Below are 16,207 nucleotides of genomic sequence, written 5' to 3' on the forward strand. Positions count from 1 at the left end.
AATAAATAACATTTTCGAATGAGCTTATGAGAAGAAGGGTGAGCGCTGAACCTCAATTGAAATGAGGTCAAATGTGGGAGGGGGCTTGCCCCCGATAGCGGTCTTTCAGTCAGCACATCACTGGCTGATACACCGCTATCGGGGGCAAGTCGAATCGTCGCACCGCCCCTCCCACATTGACCCCATTCACATGGGGAATCGGTTAGTTGCTGATGGCCAAGATGCTCGCCTGGTATGACCCGACAAACACATCAAAATCGCCCACTTCGTTCTGCTCCAGCTCCGCCTGCTGTGCCAGCGACGTACGCGCCAGCTCTTCGAAGCGTGCCTGCTCTTCGGCCGGCAACGGCTCCTTGCGGAAGTGCTCGGCATGCAACTGGCTCTGGTGCAGGGAGAACTGCGCAAAGCTCTGCTTGCGCTCAGCCATCGCTGCCAGCACTTGGGCCGAAGGGGTCAGGGACGAGTCCTTGACCTTCGCCAGCTGGGCGTCCAGCGCCTGGCTGTGTTCGGTGATGCCATGGCTTTCATCGAGCAGGGCCGCCAGCGGTGCGATTTTTTCCAGCAATTCGGCGGCCCATTCCTTCATGTCCACAGGCTGGCCGTCGCGCTGCAATTGCAGGCCCGGACGACGACCCTCCTTGACCACGCTGAGGAAGTTGGAGGTGGCATTACCGCACTCGTTATTCGCGAATAGCGGGCTGTCGTTCAGCGCGCAATACAACAGGAACGCGTCAAGGAAGCGCGACTCTTGCAAGTCGATACCCATCGGCAGGAACGGGTTGATGTCCAGGCAACGCACTTCGATGTACTGGATGCCACGCGCCATCAGCGCCTGGATCGGCCGTTCGCCGGTGTAGGTCACGCGTTTGGGGCGAATGTTGGAGTAGTACTCGTTTTCGATCTGCAGGATGTTGGTGTTCAGCTGTACCCATTCACCGTCCTTGTGCGTGCCGACTTCGACGTACGGCGCGTAGGGCGTTGCCACCGCTTCACGCAGGCTGTCGGTGTAGCTGGCCAAGTCGTTGTAGCACGGCGTAAGACCGGCCTGGGCGTTGCTTTGGTAACCCAGGTCGCTCATGCGCAGGCTGGTGGCGTAGGGCAGGTACAGGGTGTCGGCGTCGAGCACTTCCAGTTGGTGCGAGCGACCGCGCAGGAAGCCCGCGTCCAGGGCTGGCGAGGCGCCGAACAGATACATCAACAGCCAGCTGTAGCGACGGAAGTTACGGATCAGCGCGATATAGGCGTCGGACTGGAAGTCGCGGTCAGTACCGACATACCCCTCAGTCTCCTTGAGCAACGGCCACAACGGTTCCGGCAGGGAAAAGTTGTAGTGGATGCCAGCGATGCACTGCATGGTTTTGCCGTAACGCAGGGCCAGGCCCTTGCGATACACGTACTTGAGCTGTCCGATATTGGAGGTGCCGTAGTAGGCAATCGGAATATCTTCCTCGGCCGGCAACGGGCACGGCATCGACGGGCTCCACAGGTACTCGCTGCCGAGCTTGCTGTAGGCAAAGCGGTGGATCTTGTCCAGGCTGCTCAAGGTATCGGCCGGGTTGGGCAGGGCAGGAGTGATGAACTCCAGCAACGATTCCGAATAGTCAGTGGTGATCTGTTCATGGGTCAACGCGGCGCCCAAGGCTTCGGGGTGCGGCGTCTGCGCCAGGCGACCCTCAGCGGTGACGCGCAGGCATTCGCGCTCGATGCCGTGCAAGCACTGCTCTAGCAGGGAGAGGTGTTCGCGCTTGCCGAGCAGGGCCAGGCGGCGGTTGAGAAGTTCGCTCAAGTTGGATTCCTTCACGCGTCAGTCGCCCCAATATGGGGGTGGGCAGGACGGTCTACAAGGGTGAAGTTAAAACTGGCGTTTTCGCCTGGTTTAGAGTCGATTTGACCCGCTCTGAAAAAGCCGACTTCACTCCATGAATTTGGCTACAGCGCAGCGAGAAAATTCCGACGCCGTTTGTGCAGCGCCGAAATTAACTCAAATCGTGGGCGGGGAGCTATAGGACAGCGAAGGTGCCCTGTGCTTTTGCGACAAGCCGGTCGCCCTGGTGCACATCCGCTTCCACCACCAGCGTGCGCCGACCGGCATGAATCACCCGGCTGGTGCACAACACGTCGCCGTCTTCCACGGCGCGGATGTAGTTGATCTTGCACTCGATAGTCGCGCTCTGTTGGTCGAAACCATGGGAGCTGGAACAGGCCAGCCCCATCGTAATGTCCACCAGGCTGAAAATCGCCCCGCCATGGAGCTTGCCCGCGCGGTTGCGCAGGTGCGGCTCCAGGGTCAGGGCCACCTCGGCAACGCCTTCTTCAAGGCGTTGCAGGCGGCAGCCAATCAAGTCGCTGAAGGCGCTTTGGGTCAAGCCAGCCGGCATTTCCATCAGCGTTTCTTCAACTGTTTGGCGTTGGCGAACAGCGAGGCCATGGCGTTGTTGCTCGGCGCGGCTGTGGCGGTTTCCTTGCGTGGCGCGTTGTTCTGCGACTGGCGCGGTGCCGAGCCTGGGCGTGCGCCACGGGCGCCGTCGATTTTCTCGCCGGGGGTGTCGCTCATGCGCATCGACAGGCCGACGCGTTTGCGCGGGATGTCGACTTCCATGACCTTCACTTTGACCACGTCGCCGGCTTTCACCGCCTCACGTGGGTCCTTGATGAATTTCTCCGAAAGCGCGGAAATATGCACCAAACCGTCCTGATGCACGCCGATGTCCACAAACGCGCCGAAGTTGGTCACGTTGGTCACCACGCCTTCGAGGATCATGCCCGGTTGCAGGTCCTTGAGGTCTTCCACACCTTCCTGGAACTCAGCGGTCTTGAACTCCGGACGCGGGTCGCGGCCCGGCTTTTCCAGCTCTTGCAGGATGTCGGTGATGGTCGGCACGCCGAAGGTTTCGTCGGTGTACTTCTTCGGGTCCAGACGCTTGAGGAACGCGGCGTCGCCGATCAGCGAGCGGATGTCGCGGTCGGTTTCGGCGGCAATGCGTTGTACCAGCGGGTAGGCTTCCGGGTGGACGGCAGAGGAATCCAGCGGGTTGTCGCCGTTCATCACGCGTAGGAAGCCGGCGGCTTGTTCGAAGGTTTTTTCACCCAGGCGTGCAACTTTTTTCAGGGCTGCGCGGGTTTTGAACGCGCCGTTTTCGTCACGGTGAGTCACGATATTCTGCGCCAGTGTCGCGTTGAGGCCGGAGATGCGCGCCAGCAGCGCCACCGAAGCGGTGTTCACGTCCACGCCCACGGCGTTTACGCAGTCTTCCACCACGGCATCCAGGCCACGCGCCAGTTTCAGCTGCGACACGTCGTGCTGGTACTGGCCGACGCCGATGGACTTCGGATCGATTTTCACCAGTTCGGCCAGCGGATCCTGCAAGCGACGGGCGATGGACACCGCGCCACGGATCGACACGTCGAGGTCCGGGAACTCCTTGGAGGCCAGTTCCGACGCCGAGTACACCGAAGCGCCGGCTTCGGAGACCATAACCTTGGTCATCTTCATGGCTGGATATTTTTTGATCAGCTCGGCGGCCAGCTTGTCGGTTTCGCGGCTGGCGGTGCCGTTGCCGATGGCGATCAGGTCCACCGCGTGCTTGGCGCAGAGGGCGGCCAGGATGGCGAGGGTCTGGTCCCACTTGTTGTGCGGCACGTGGGGGTACACGGTGGTGTGGTCCAGCAGCTTGCCGGTGGAGTCGACCACGGCCACCTTGCAGCCTGTGCGCAGGCCTGGGTCGAGGCCCAGGGTGGCGCGCGGGCCGGCCGGCGCGGCCAGCAGCAAGTCGTGCAGGTTGTGGGCGAATACGTTGATCGCCTCGGTTTCGGCGCCGTCACGCAACTCGCCCAGCAGGTCGGTTTCCAGGTGGGTATAGAGCTTGACCTTCCAGGTCCAGCGCACCACTTCACCCAGCCACTTGTCCGCAGGACGATTCTGATTCTGGATGCCGAATTGTTGGCCGATCATGCCTTCGCACGGGTGCATGGTGCCCGGTAGTTCGTCGCCGACTTTGAGCGCGGAGCTGAGAATGCCTTCGTTGCGGCCGCGGAAAATCGCCAGCGCACGGTGGGACGGCATGCTCTTGAGCGGTTCGTCGTGTTCGAAGTAGTCGCGGAACTTGGCGCCTTCTTCCTCTTTGCCGGCGATGACGCGGGCGCTGAGGGTGGCTTCCTGCTTGAGGTAAGTGCGCAGTTTTTCCAGCAGGCTGGCGTCTTCGGCGAAGCGCTCCATGAGAATGTACTTGGCACCCTCGAGGGCGGCTTTGACGTCGGCGACGCCTTTTTCGGCGTCGATGAAGCGGGCGGCTTCGGTGTCCGGGGTCAGCGACGGGTCATTGAACAGGCCGTCGGCCAGCTCGCCGAGGCCGGCTTCCAGGGCGATCTGGCCCTTGGTGCGGCGCTTCTGCTTGTACGGCAGGTACAGGTCTTCGAGACGGGTCTTGGTGTCGGCGAGCTTGATGTCGCGCTCAAGCTGCGGGGTCAGCTTGCCCTGTTCCGTGATGCTGGCGAGGATGCTGATACGCCGTTCGTCGAGTTCTCGCAGGTAGCGCAGACGCTCTTCCAGGTGACGCAGTTGGGTGTCGTCGAGGCTGCCGGTCACTTCTTTACGGTAACGGGCGATGAAAGGCACCGTGGAGCCTTCATCCAGTAGAGCGACGGCCGCTTCGACCTGTTGTGGGCGTACACCGAGTTCCTCGGCGATGCGGCTGTTGATGCTGTCCATAAAACCACCTGAAATTCTGAAAATCAGCTCGCAGGCCCGGAAAACAAGGCCCGGCAAGGCTGGTTGAGCGGCCCGACTGGCGCCGCTGCCTGGGTCAAGAGGCAGCCTATTGACCCTCGAAATCGAAAAAATCACGACAAGCGGGTGAAAAAAGCCCGGCAGTAAACGGTAACGATCTGACGTTGCCCTGCACGAAGGCGCCGCATTATAACCAGCGTTCTGCCCTTGGGGGGTACTGCGCCAGTGCTTGTAGGACACGGGGGCGCTGGCGGTAGAGGAAAAATCTGCTAACAATGCACACGGTGCGTATAACGGCAGCTAGGCCATAATGCGCGCCGAGATAAGAGGAGCATCCAATGAGCAGCACTGCACAAACTGCTGAAGGCGAAAAAATTCTCATCGTTGATGACGATCCGGGGCTGAGCAGCCTGCTGGAGCGTTTCTTCAACTCCAAGGGCTACCGTGCCCGCGCGGTGCCGAACACCGAGCAAATGGACCGCCTGTTGGGGCGTGAAGTCTTCAACCTGGTCGTACTTGACCTGATGCTGCCCGGCGAAGACGGCCTCACCGCCTGCAAACGCCTGCGCGGTGCGAACAACCAGATCCCGATCATCATGCTGACCGCCAAGGGCGACGAGCTGAGCCGCATCAAGGGCCTCGAACTGGGCGCAGATGACTACCTGGCCAAGCCGTTCAACCCGGACGAGCTGATGGCACGGGTCAAGGCCGTATTGCGCCGCCAGGCACCGGCCGTGCCGGGTGCGCCAGGCAGTGAGGACGAAAACGTCACCTTTGGCGACTACGAACTGTCGTTGGCCACCCGTGAGCTCAAGCGTGGCGATGAAGTGCACATGCTCACCACCGGTGAATTCGCCGTGCTCAAGGCGCTGGTGATGAACGCGCGCCAGCCGCTGACCCGCGACAAGCTGATGAATTTGGCCCGTGGTCGCGAGTGGGACGCTCTGGAGCGCTCCATCGACGTACAGATCTCCCGCCTGCGCCGGATGATCGAGCCGGACCCTTCCAAACCGCGGTATATCCAGACCGTGTGGGGCGTGGGTTATGTGTTTGTGCCGGATGGCACCGCAACCAAGTGACCGATGTTTTGCAGGGGCGGGTATCCTGGCGTTTGGCTCCATGAGGGGCGACGGGATGCCCGGCGTCTGCGCCGCTCGTTCCTGCAAGGTGTCTAGCAGTCTTCTATGAAAACCCCGTTGTGGTTCCCGCAAAGTTTCTTCTCTCGCACCCTTTGGCTGGTGCTGATCGTCGTTCTTTTTTCCAAGGCACTCACTCTGGTTTATCTGTTGATGAACGAAGACGTGCTGGTGGACCGACAGTACAGCCATGGCGTCGCCCTGACGCTGCGTGCCTATTGGGCGGCTGACCCGGAAAACCGCGAAAAGATCGCCAAGGCCGCGACGCTGGTGCGAGTCGCCGGTGCCGGTGTGCCGGAGGGCGAGCAGCACTGGCCCTACAGCGAAATCTACCAGCGCCAGATGCAGGCCGAGCTCGGTGAAGACACCGAGGTGCGGTTGCGTATGCACGTGTCGCCTGCGTTGTGGGTGCGTGCGCCGAGCTTGGGCGAGGACTGGTTGAAAGTGCCGCTGTATCCGCATCCGTTGCGGGGGCAGAAGATCTGGAACGTACTCGGCTGGTTCTTGGCAATCGGCTTGTTATCCACCGCCTCCGCGTGGATTTTCGTACGTCAGCTCAACCAACCGCTCAAGCGACTGGTGTTTGCTGCCCGCCAACTGGGGCAGGGGCGTAGCGTGCGTCTGCCGGTCAGTGACACGCCCAGTGAAATGACCGAGGTGTACGGTGCCTTCAACCAGATGGCGGAGGATGTCGAACAGGCTGGGCGCGAGCGCGAGTTGATGCTTGCGGGCGTTTCCCATGACCTGCGTACACCGTTGACCCGGTTGCGCTTGTCCCTGGAATTGATGGGTGACCGTAACGACCTTACCGATGACATGGTTCGCGATATCGAAGACATGGATGCGATTCTCGACCAGTTCCTGGCGTTTATCCGTGATGGTCGGGACGAATTGGTGGAGGAGGTCGACCTGACGGACTTGGTTCGTGAGGTGGTGGCGCCCTATAATCAGAACGGCGAACAAGTGCGCATGCGCCTGGAACCTATCCAACCGTTTGCCTTGCGCCGGGTGTCGATGAAGCGCCTGTTGAACAACCTGATCGGCAACGCCTTGCACCATGCCGGCTCAGATGTGGAAGTGGCGGCATACGTGTCCGGTGACAGCGCGGCGCCCTATGTGGTGCTGAGTGTGATGGACCGGGGCGCGGGCATTGACCCGGATGAGCTGGAAGGCATCTTCAACCCATTCACCCGTGGCGACCGTGCTCGAGGTGGCAAGGGCACCGGCCTGGGGCTGGCGATTGTGCGGCGGATTGCTTCGATGCACGGCGGCAATGTTGAGTTGCGCAACCGTGAGGGCGGAGGGCTGGAAGCGCGGGTGCGCTTGCCGCTTGGGTTGATGTTGCCCCGAGACGCGGTTTAACAAACCACACTGCGCAAATGTGGGAGGGGGCTTGCCCCCTCCCACATTTTGATCGGTGTTTATCAGCCCTTGCCCTTGGTCCGAGTCATATTCGGCCCACCGTTCTTCTCCAGATGCTGAATGATGATCCCCGCCACGTCCTTGCCGGTGGTGGTCTCGATCCCCTCCAACCCCGGCGACGAATTCACCTCCATCACCAGCGGCCCGTGGTTGGAGCGCAAGATATCCACACCCGCCACGCTCAACCCCATCACCTTCGCCGCCCGCAGTGCGGTCATGCGTTCTTCCGGGGTGATCTTGATCAGGCTGGCACTGCCGCCACGGTGCAGGTTGGAGCGGAACTCACCGGGTTTGGCCTGGCGCTTCATCGCGGCAATCACCTTGTCGCCGACCACGAAGCAGCGAATATCCGCACCGCCGGCTTCCTTGATGTATTCCTGCACCATGATGTTCTGCTTGAGGCCCATGAACGCCTCGATCACCGATTCCGCCGCTGTGGCGGTTTCACACAGCACCACGCCAATGCCCTGGGTGCCTTCCAATACCTTGATCACCAGCGGCGCACCGTTGACCATCTCGATCAGGTCGGGGATGTCGTCCGGGGAGTGGGCAAAACCGGTGACCGGCAAGCCGATGCCACGTCGCGACAGCAGTTGCAGCGAGCGCAACTTGTCCCGTGAACGGGCGATGGCCACGGATTCGTTGAGGGGGAACACCCCCATCATTTCAAACTGGCGCAGCACCGCGCAGCCATAGAACGTCACCGAAGCACCAATACGTGGGATCACCGCATCAAAGCCTTCCAGCGGTTTGCCCCGGTAGTGGATCTGCGGCTTGTGGCTGGCAATGTTCATGTAGGCACGCAACGTGTCGATCACCACCATTTCGTGGCCACGTTCGGTGCCGGCCTCGACCAGGCGGCGGGTGGAATACAGACGCGGGTTTCGCGACAGCACAGCAATCTTCATGCAGCACCTGGGGCAGAAATAGTAGAGACCGGGAACACCGGCTTGTCTTGAACGTACTTGACGCCTGGATTGACCACCAAGTGGCCGTCAATCAGCGCCTTGGAACCCAACAACAGGCGATAACGCATGGCTTTGCGGCAGGCCAGGGTGAACTCCACCCGCCATACCCGATCACCCAACGCCAGGGTGGTGCTGATCACATAACGCACCTGCGCATGGCCGTTGGAGCTCTTGATGGTTTTCATCGTCACCAGGGGCGCTTCGCAGCGGCGGTGACGCAGTTGCACCACGCTGCCCAGGTGCGCGGTAAAGCGCACCCACTTCTCACCGTCGCGCTCGAATGGCTCGATGTCGGTGGCGTGCAGGCTGGACGTGCTGGCACCGGTGTCGATCTTTGCGCGCAAGCCAGCCACTCCCAAGTCGGGAAGTGCCACCCACTCACGCAGACCGACAACGGTCAAATGGTCAAATGTCTTCAATATGGATAACCGGTATTTCAGAAATGTTTCGAAGCTGCCGAGGGTTCGGTGCCGAATTCGCGGTATTCACGCAGAATATTCGGCAAATGGCGACAGATATCGCTCAGGCTTCAGTAATCAGCCTGTGCGCTGAAATCTCGTCGTGCCTGGCGTATCTTAGGTGAGCCTTGGGGTTTATGCGTCGAAGGGTTTCAACGGTACAGTTGCGACATTTTTCAGAGCGAGGAATTCAAGTGGCTCAAAAGCAGGAAGAGGAAGACAAGGTTCGTTTGGACAAGTGGTTGTGGGCGGCGCGTTTCTATAAAACCCGTGCCCTGGCCAAGGCCGCCATCGAGAGCGGCAAGGTGCATCATCGCGGCGAACGCTGCAAGCCGGGCAAGGAGCCGCGTGTCGGCGATGAGTTCCAGATTCGCACCGGGTTTGATGAAAAGACCGTCGTGGTGCAGGCACTTTCCATCGTGCGTCGTGGTGCGCCTGAAGCGCAGGCGTTGTACGCCGAAACCGAAGCCAGCATCGCCAAGCGCGAAAATGCGGCGGCGATGCGCAAGGCCGGCGCAATGGGCCTGAGCACCGATGGCAAGCCGAGCAAGAAGCAACGCCGCGACTTGTTCAAGTTTCGCGGCAGTGGCAATGACGATTGACCTTGTAGTGAGCGGGCTTGCCCCGCGCTGGGTGGCGCAGCCGCCCTAAACAGGACGCAGCGGTGTTTCAGGTAAACCGAGGTGTCTGGATTTAGGGCGGCTGCGCCACCCAGCGCGGGGCAAGCCCGCTCACTACACGCGTATGACGTTCAGTCGGTTGATCATTGGCACGCGCTTAAGTATTCCAAACACCGGCACCGTCGCCCGCAACAACCCCTGCGACACCTTCGCCGCAAACGGCGTGTAATACCCCCAGCCCAACGCCAACAGCGCCAGCAACACCCCGCCGATATAATCGTCCTGCCCCCAATGCGCCCCCGCCACCAGGCGCGGCATCATGAACAGCAGCGCCAGGCCCCAGATCACCAACACCTGGCCGATGCGCTTGGCGAACACCGTCATGAACATCCCCCAGATCAACAACACCGAGGCATGATCCCCCGGGAAGCTCTGGCTCGAACGGTCCTTCAATTCCCAGGTCTTCTCGAGCCCCGGAAAGTAGTCACTCATCTGAATCGCGCCGCTGATCACCATCGACGGGCTACTGTGTTGCCAGCCCATGTGCGCGGCGAGCTTGGAAAACAGCAGGCGGATAAACAGCAGCAGCAACAAAATGCCGATAAAACCCAACGCTGCCTGACGCACCTGCACGGCCTTGAACACCCAATCGCCGCGAATCAGCAGCGTCAGCAGGATCACGCCGACCACCGCATCAAATGGGCGCAAGCTGGCGACAGCCCACACGTGCAGCCACGTGGCGTTGCTCGCCAGCGGGTCATTGAGCAGATGAAACAGCCACTCGTCGAAAACCGTACACAGCATCTGGCCCGTGGGCCACAGCCAAAAACACAGCAAGCCGATAGCGAGTAGATTGCAAACGGCCCATCGCCCGAGGTTCCACTTGGCTTGGAACAAACCCGGATTGTTCATAAACTGTCCCCCACTGCTCTAGAAAACCGCACCAAATTGGTGCTAAAGCGTTTAATTCTATAAACCTTGTAATCAATTTGTCATCAATTCAGATACCCAGACCTATGACTGATCTACCGGATACCGACTTCACCCAACGCTTCATCTTCGACGAGAGCGACGCCCGCGGCGAACTGGTCTCGCTGGAGCGCAGCTATGCCGAAGTCCTCGCCAAGCACCCCTATCCGGAGCCGGTCGCGCAATTGCTCGGTGAGCTGATGGCGGCAGCAGCGCTGCTGGTCGGCACCATGAAGTTCGACGGTTTGCTGATCCTGCAAGCACGCTCCGAAGGCCCGATCCCACTGCTGATGATCGAGTGCTCCAGCGAGCGCGGCATCCGTGGCCTGGCCCGTTACGAGGCTGACCTGATCGCACCGGATGCCACCCTGTCCGACCTGATGCCCAACGGCGTGCTGGCACTCACCGTCGACCCGACCGAAGGCCAGCGCTACCAGGGCATCGTCGACCTTGACGGTGAAACCCTGTCGGACTGCTTCACCAACTATTTCGTGATGTCCCAGCAAGTGGGCACCAAGTTCTGGCTCAACGCCGACGGCAAGCGCGCCCGTGGTCTGTTGGTGCAACAACTGCCGGCCGACCGCATCAAGGATGACGATGATCGCGCCGAGAGCTGGCAGCACATCATCGCTTTGGCCAATACCGTGAAAGCCGAGGAATTGCTGGGCCTGGACAACGAGACCATCCTGCACCGTCTCTATCACGAAGAGGCCGTGCGTCTATTCGACACACAATCCCTGCGCTTCCACTGCAGCTGCTCCCGCGAGCGCTCGGGCAACGCCCTGGTCAGCCTGGGCCTGGAGGATGCGCAAAACCTGGTGGTGGAGCACGGTGGCAACATCGAGATCGACTGCCAGTTCTGCAACCAGCGCTACCTGTTCGATGCGGCCGATGTAGTGCAATTGTTCGCCGGTGCAGGTATCGACACCCCTTCCGACACCCGCCACTAAAACGTTTAAGCACAGGTAAATCACCTGACAAACGCCGGATTAGCGCAGTTCTGACGGGAGGGCCCTACTCTTTTTGGGCTTTTCTGGCATAATCCGGCCCACTTTTTTCGCGGTAGTAGTGCGCAACTTTCTACTACAAAACGTTTGGAGCACTCGGCCATAGGCCGACGGGGAACCTCATGACGCAAGCCAATAACGCCGTATACACCGATCTGAGTGTTGACGATCTGGTCAAAGAAGCCCTGCAGCGCGGTGAAGGCGTGCTTGCCGATACTGGCGCACTGGTCGTCGAAACCGGTCACCGTACCGGCCGTTCGCCAGTCGATCGTTTCATCGTTGAAGAGCCTACTACCCAGGACGCTATCGCCTGGGGCCCGATCAACCGCAAGTTCCCGGCCGACAAGTTCGATGCCCTGTGGGCTCGCGTCGAGGCCTTCAACAACGCGCAAGAGCATTTCGTTTCCCACGTTCACGTAGGTGCTGCCGAAGATCACTACCTGGCCGTGAAAATGACCACCCAGACTGCCTGGCAGAACCTGTTCGGTCGTTGCCTGTTCATCAACCCGGCCCAGTACAACCCGGCCGGTCGTGAAGAGTGGCAAGTGCTCAACGTCGCCAACTTCGAATGCGTGCCAGAGCGTGACGGCACCAACTCCGATGGTTGCGTGATCCTCAACTTCGCCCAGAAGAAAGTGCTGATCGCCGGCATGCGTTACGCCGGTGAAATGAAGAAAGCCATGTTCTCGGTGCAGAACTTCCTGCTGCCGGCTTCCGACGTGTTGCCGATGCACTGCGCCGCCAACATTGGCGAAGCGGGCGACGTGACCCTGTTCTTCGGTCTGTCGGGTACTGGTAAAACCACCCTGTCCGCCGACGAAAGCCGTTACCTGATCGGTGACGACGAACACGGCTGGGGCGAAGGCGTGGTGTTCAACATCGAAGGCGGTTGCTATGCCAAGTGCATCGACCTCTCCGAGAAGAACGAGCCAGTGATCTGGAAAGCCATCAAGCACGGCGCCGTGCTGGAAAACGTCGTGATCAACGACGCCAAGCACGCCGACTACACCGACGTCAGCCTGACCCAGAACAGCCGCGCCGCCTACCCGCTGGAGCACGTTGCCAAGCGTTCCGAGGCGAACCTGGGTGGCGAGCCAAACGCAGTGATCTTCCTGACCTGCGACCTGACCGGCGTACTGCCGCCAGTGTCCATCCTCAGCGAAGAACAAGCGGCCTACCACTTCCTGTCCGGCTACACCGCACTGGTGGGTTCGACCGAAATGGGTTCCGGCGGCGGCATCAAGTCGACTTTCTCCACCTGCTTCGGCGCACCGTTCTTCCCGCGTCCGGCTGGCGAATACGCTGAGCTTCTGATCAAGCGCATCCGCGGCTTCGGCTCCAAGGTCTACCTGGTCAACACCGGCTGGACCGGTGGCGGCTACGGCGTTGGCAACCGCTTCAACATCCCGACCACTCGCGGCGTGATCGCAGCGATCCAGAGCGGCGCGTTGGTCGGTGCAGAAACCGAACACCTCGACACCATCAACCTCGACGTGCCATTGGCCGTACCGGGCGTTGAGACTGGCCTGTTGAACCCACGCAACACCTGGGCTGACAAGGCTGCATACGATGAAGCGGCGAAGGCGCTGGCCGGTCTGTTCATCGAGAACTTCAAGAAGTTTGAAGTGAGCGATGCGATCAAGGCTGCCGGTCCTAAGTTGTAAGATTCGGTCGTTGTGAAAAAGCCGCCTCTTGTGAGGCGGCTTTTTTGTGCGCGCCCGGAAAATTAACGCAAATCCATTGTGGGAGGGGGCTTGCCCCCCATAGCGGAGTGTCAGTACCGGATGCGCTGACTGATACACAGCAATCGGGGGCAAGCCCCCTCCCACATTGGATCTGCTTTGTTCTCTGGACTAGCAGAGGTTCTCCAGGGTTTGCGTGTCCCAGCTATGGGTCTTGATCGCGAGGTACAGCATGCCAATGGTCAGCGGGACCTTTTCACCCCGGCCCTTGGCGCGATGCTTGAGGAATACATCGAACACCGGTGGGTTGAAATAGCGATAGGCATCGTAGTCGCCCAGGTCGAACTCAAATGCCTGCTCCACCGCTTCCATAAATTGCTTGGCCTCAGCACCGTCGCAGCCAAGATCGAAGTTGATCGAGGTTTTCAGGCGCACGGTCTTGTGTTTCGGCAGGCCGATTTCTTCGTGGATCAGTTGCAGAAGTTGCTGCATCTCGACGTCATCGGGGAGGTCTGGGGCGAGGTTCATGGTGGGGGTACGCAGGAGTGGGTGAGGGGGAGGGTTGAGTTGTCTGTTGTATTTGTTGCGGGTCGCTAAAAAGCTGATGCCTGTGACAAGGGCCATTATCGGAAAGCTGAAGAATTGTATCTGCGTTAGCCAGGGCTTGGCGCCGAAAAGGATCGTCGGGCCGGCAGCGATAAGGGTTAACCCTAGCCATTTTCTGATTCGGGGCTGCTTCAAGTTCCTATCCAGTGCAGTGGCAATTGCTACGAAGACGAAGAGAATTATCCAAGAAGAATATTCAGTCATCGCCTTATGCCCCTGGATCTGCAAGTTGGGTCCTTTCGATGTTCATGGTTTTTTGCGTGGGCTGTTGAAAGGGCGCTAGTGTCAATCAAGCGAAGGTGAATTTTGTAGAGGGGCGGGAGAGAGTTTTAAGCAGTTTGGGAAGGGGATTGCACGGGGTTTGGCGGTTTCTTACAGAGGGTTCCGAATTTTTGGTCTGGCGCTGCTTGTTTGATCGAACTCGGTCATTTTGGAGAGCAATCTTCTTCTAATAGAGTTAGCTGATCAGGTGACCAAAGGCCTACTGATACACCGCTCAAAAATCGCCTCCAACCCCCGATAGTCACAGGCTACGGCATCAATATTCGCCGGCACCCATGCCGCGTGTTTCACCAGCCACCAGTTCACTGAGAACCCGGCGTTCACGATGATCTGCTCAAACAAAATCCGCTGCGCCCGGCCATTGCCTTCGCGGAAGGGGTGGATGACGTTGAGGTCGCCGTAGGCTTCGGCAATCTGCTTCACCAGCTCGGCCTGAGTCGTGCCGACGTACCAGTTGGCCTGTTCCATGTGCCGGATGATTTTGGCTGCTTCCGGCGGGATGCGTTCCGGGGTGCAGAACAGGGTGTCGCCTTTCTGGATATTGACGCTGCGCAGTTCGCCGGCCCAGTCGTAGATGTCGCCGAACAGGGTGTGGTGAATATGTTGCAGGCGTTCGAGGTCGTAGGGTGGCGGGAAAAGAGGGAGGCTGCCTACGGCAATTTCGGATAATTCCCGTTCGGCCTGGTGCAGCAGGATTTCGTCGTGCAAATCCAGGCGATTGCGCAGGACGCTGCTACCGGGATAGCAGTACGGATCCTGGCCCACCCCGTATTTGTCGAGCATCAGCGTGGCGTGTTGCGATACTTGGCGAGGACGGCTTCCCGGGTCGGCAAGGGTTTGTCGACGTCGGCCGGTTGGGTGTCGAACCCTTCCAGGCGCAAGCTGGCCAGGTAATTGGAACGGCGGATCTTGTGGTAGTGATCCTGTTTTTGCTCAAACGTCGGTTCGCTCATCGCAGCGTACTCCTGGGTAGCAAGACTTGATTGTAGCGCAATGCTTCGGCGGGCTGGCGGGATAAAAACCACGTCACATTTTGTACAAAAAATCCGCCGCGGGCCTGATTTCAGCGTATGTTTCACCGCAAAATCTTGTAGGGCAATTCTGCCCACTACTTAAAGGGAGTTAAGCATGGGTTTGCTGCGTGTCGCCTCGGCGATGTCATTGTGTGCGGTAGCGTTTTCAATTCAGGCCGAGCAGTTGCCGATTGAGGTGCTGAGTGCGGTGGTCAAGGACCAGAAAATCGCTGACGCCGAAGTGCTGCTGCAACGTAACGGCGCACAAAACGTGGTGGGCCGCACCAACGCGCAAGGTCAGGTTACGCTGGCCAGCGAAGCGGCCGATGATGCCACCAGCCTGCTGATCATCAAGAAACCGGGTTATTCCAACCTGGTGGTGAAATGCCCATGCAAAGGCATGACCTATGCCATCAGCCCAGTGATGGAAAACCTCGACGGCCTGCGTGTGGTGCTGACCTGGGGCAAGACCCCGGAAGACCTCGACTCCCACATGATTTTCCCGGGCAACAATATCTACTTCGAAAACAAGAACGGCACCGACGCCGAGCTGGATGTGGATGACACCGACAGCTACGGCCCGGAAACCATCACCCTGCAGAAAAAGCACTACGGCGAAAGCTACGTCTACGCCGTGCATGACTACACCAATGGCAACAATCCTGGTTCGCGCCAACTGTCCAACAGCGAGGCCAAGGTGTTTGTGTACATGGGCCAATCCCTGGTGCGCACCTACTACGTACCGCAAAACCGCAGCGGTAACCTGTGGACCGTGTTCCGCATGACCGGCAGCGGCGACTTCCAGGACATCAACACCTTCAGTGGCGTACGCGTGGATGCCAAGGATGTGCTCAACGAGGTCAAGCCTTTGCTGGATGACAGCGTCGCGGTTACGGCGGTGGCTGTCAGCTCTTCCGCACAAGCCGATGCGAAACGTCTGAACGTACAGGGCGAAGCAGCCTACCAGGCGGGTAACCTGGATCAGGCGATTGACCTGTTCCGCCAGGCCATTGATCTGGACAATAGCTTCGGCAAGGCCTACGGCAACCTGGGCCTGGCGTATCAGAAGGCTGGCAATACTGCCGAGTCGATCTGGGCCAACCGCAAGGCTATTGCCTTGGCGAGCGGCGCGAATGCCGCGACCGTGCGTGCGGGTGCTTACTACAACATTGCGCGGATCTATGAAGCGGCGGGCCAGTTCCAGGATGCGTTGCGTCACTACCAGTTGGCCAAAGAACAAAAGGCCAACCCGGTGTACGACACGGCGATTGAGCGCGTGAAGAACCGCTGATCCAGCCATGTGGGAGGGGGCAAGCCC

Annotated in this window: 15 protein-coding genes; 6 read left to right on the plus strand and 9 right to left on the minus strand. The window is 59.7% G+C overall.

The annotated features are described in order from the left end of the window. Positions 1–202: 202 nt before the first annotated feature. From gshA to DYL61_RS08135, 3 genes are all read right to left on the minus strand, one after another. The gene (gshA, locus tag DYL61_RS08125) at positions 203–1,786 is read right to left on the minus strand and encodes a glutamate--cysteine ligase (RefSeq protein WP_135307899.1); all 1,584 of its coding nucleotides are present in this window, start codon (positions 1,784–1,786) and stop codon (positions 203–205) included. A gap of 214 nt (positions 1,787–2,000) precedes the next feature. Next, a complete protein-coding gene (locus DYL61_RS08130) occupies positions 2,001–2,384 on the minus strand; it encodes a PaaI family thioesterase (RefSeq protein WP_135307900.1) in 384 nt (127 codons plus the stop codon). Further along, positions 2,384–4,708 carry a Tex family protein gene (locus tag DYL61_RS08135; RefSeq protein ID WP_135307901.1) on the minus strand — a complete coding sequence of 775 codons (2,325 nt, stop codon included), beginning with the start codon at positions 4,706–4,708 and terminating at the stop codon, positions 2,384–2,386. The genes DYL61_RS08130 and DYL61_RS08135 overlap by 1 nt, the downstream gene beginning before the upstream one ends. A 356-nt stretch (positions 4,709–5,064) precedes the next feature. Between DYL61_RS08135 and ompR the strand changes: the two genes are divergently transcribed. Together ompR and DYL61_RS08145 are read left to right on the plus strand one after the other, a co-directional pair. Further along, complete coding sequence (gene ompR, locus DYL61_RS08140) at positions 5,065–5,805, plus strand: osmolarity response regulator transcription factor OmpR (protein WP_105699271.1); 741 nt, start codon at positions 5,065–5,067, stop codon at positions 5,803–5,805. Between the two features lie 105 nt (positions 5,806–5,910). After that, positions 5,911–7,224 carry an ATP-binding protein gene (locus tag DYL61_RS08145; protein ID WP_135307902.1) on the plus strand — a complete coding sequence of 438 codons (1,314 nt, stop codon included), beginning with the start codon at positions 5,911–5,913 and terminating at the stop codon, positions 7,222–7,224. A 62-nt stretch (positions 7,225–7,286) separates the two neighbouring features. Here DYL61_RS08145 and rimK read toward each other — a convergent pair whose 3' ends face one another. Both rimK and rimB read right to left on the minus strand, forming a co-directional pair. Beyond that, positions 7,287–8,192 (minus strand): 30S ribosomal protein S6--L-glutamate ligase, encoded by a 906-nt coding sequence (gene rimK / locus DYL61_RS08150; RefSeq protein WP_003187674.1) that lies wholly within the window; start codon positions 8,190–8,192, stop codon positions 7,287–7,289. Beyond that, positions 8,189–8,671: a retropepsin-like aspartic endopeptidase RimB gene (gene rimB, locus DYL61_RS08155; protein ID WP_017526050.1), complete on the minus strand. Its 483-nt coding sequence runs from the start codon at positions 8,669–8,671 to the stop codon at positions 8,189–8,191. Before rimB ends, rimK begins: the two co-directional genes overlap by 4 nt. 233 nt (positions 8,672–8,904) lie before the next feature. Here rimB and DYL61_RS08160 point away from each other — a divergent pair, with 233 nt between their 5' ends. Continuing rightward, on the plus strand, positions 8,905–9,312 hold the full coding sequence (locus tag DYL61_RS08160; RefSeq protein WP_135307903.1) for an RNA-binding S4 domain-containing protein: 408 nt from the start codon (positions 8,905–8,907) through the stop codon (positions 9,310–9,312). Between the two features lie 132 nt (positions 9,313–9,444). Here the strand turns inward: DYL61_RS08160 and DYL61_RS08165 are convergent, their stop codons facing one another. Further along, positions 9,445–10,242, minus strand: a complete 798-nt coding sequence (locus DYL61_RS08165) for a phosphatase PAP2 family protein (RefSeq protein ID WP_135307904.1) — start codon at positions 10,240–10,242, stop codon at positions 9,445–9,447. Positions 10,243–10,346: 104 nt separating this feature from the next. Between DYL61_RS08165 and hslO the strand changes: the two genes are divergently transcribed. After that, the gene (gene hslO / locus DYL61_RS08170; RefSeq protein WP_135307905.1) at positions 10,347–11,249 is read left to right on the plus strand and encodes an Hsp33 family molecular chaperone HslO; all 903 of its coding nucleotides are present in this window, start codon (positions 10,347–10,349) and stop codon (positions 11,247–11,249) included. A 179-nt stretch (positions 11,250–11,428) separates the two neighbouring features. Beyond that, on the plus strand, positions 11,429–12,970 hold the full coding sequence (locus DYL61_RS08175; RefSeq protein WP_105699266.1) for a phosphoenolpyruvate carboxykinase: 1,542 nt from the start codon (positions 11,429–11,431) through the stop codon (positions 12,968–12,970). Positions 12,971–13,159: 189 nt separating this feature from the next. On the opposite strand, the gene DYL61_RS08180 is transcribed toward DYL61_RS08175, so the two are convergent. The 3 genes from DYL61_RS08180 to DYL61_RS08190 form a co-directional block, all read right to left on the minus strand. Further along, a complete protein-coding gene (locus DYL61_RS08180) occupies positions 13,160–13,516 on the minus strand; it encodes a DUF1493 family protein (protein WP_135307906.1) in 357 nt (118 codons plus the stop codon). A 543-nt stretch (positions 13,517–14,059) separates the two neighbouring features. Next, the gene (locus DYL61_RS08185) at positions 14,060–14,659 is read right to left on the minus strand and encodes a putative adenosine monophosphate-protein transferase Fic (RefSeq protein WP_135307907.1); all 600 of its coding nucleotides are present in this window, start codon (positions 14,657–14,659) and stop codon (positions 14,060–14,062) included. Next, entirely contained in the window at positions 14,659–14,829 is a 171-nt protein-coding gene (locus DYL61_RS08190; RefSeq protein ID WP_016979054.1) for a YhfG family protein, read from the minus strand. The genes DYL61_RS08185 and DYL61_RS08190 overlap by 1 nt, the downstream gene beginning before the upstream one ends. 175 nt (positions 14,830–15,004) lie before the next feature. Between DYL61_RS08190 and DYL61_RS08195 the strand changes: the two genes are divergently transcribed. Further along, positions 15,005–16,180 (plus strand): tetratricopeptide repeat protein, encoded by a 1,176-nt coding sequence (locus DYL61_RS08195; RefSeq protein ID WP_135307908.1) that lies wholly within the window; start codon positions 15,005–15,007, stop codon positions 16,178–16,180. The last annotated feature ends 27 nt before the right edge of the window (positions 16,181–16,207 follow it).

It is taken from the genome of Pseudomonas nabeulensis (genome assembly GCF_004682045.1).
GTDB classification, from domain to species: domain Bacteria; phylum Pseudomonadota; class Gammaproteobacteria; order Pseudomonadales; family Pseudomonadaceae; genus Aquipseudomonas; species Aquipseudomonas nabeulensis.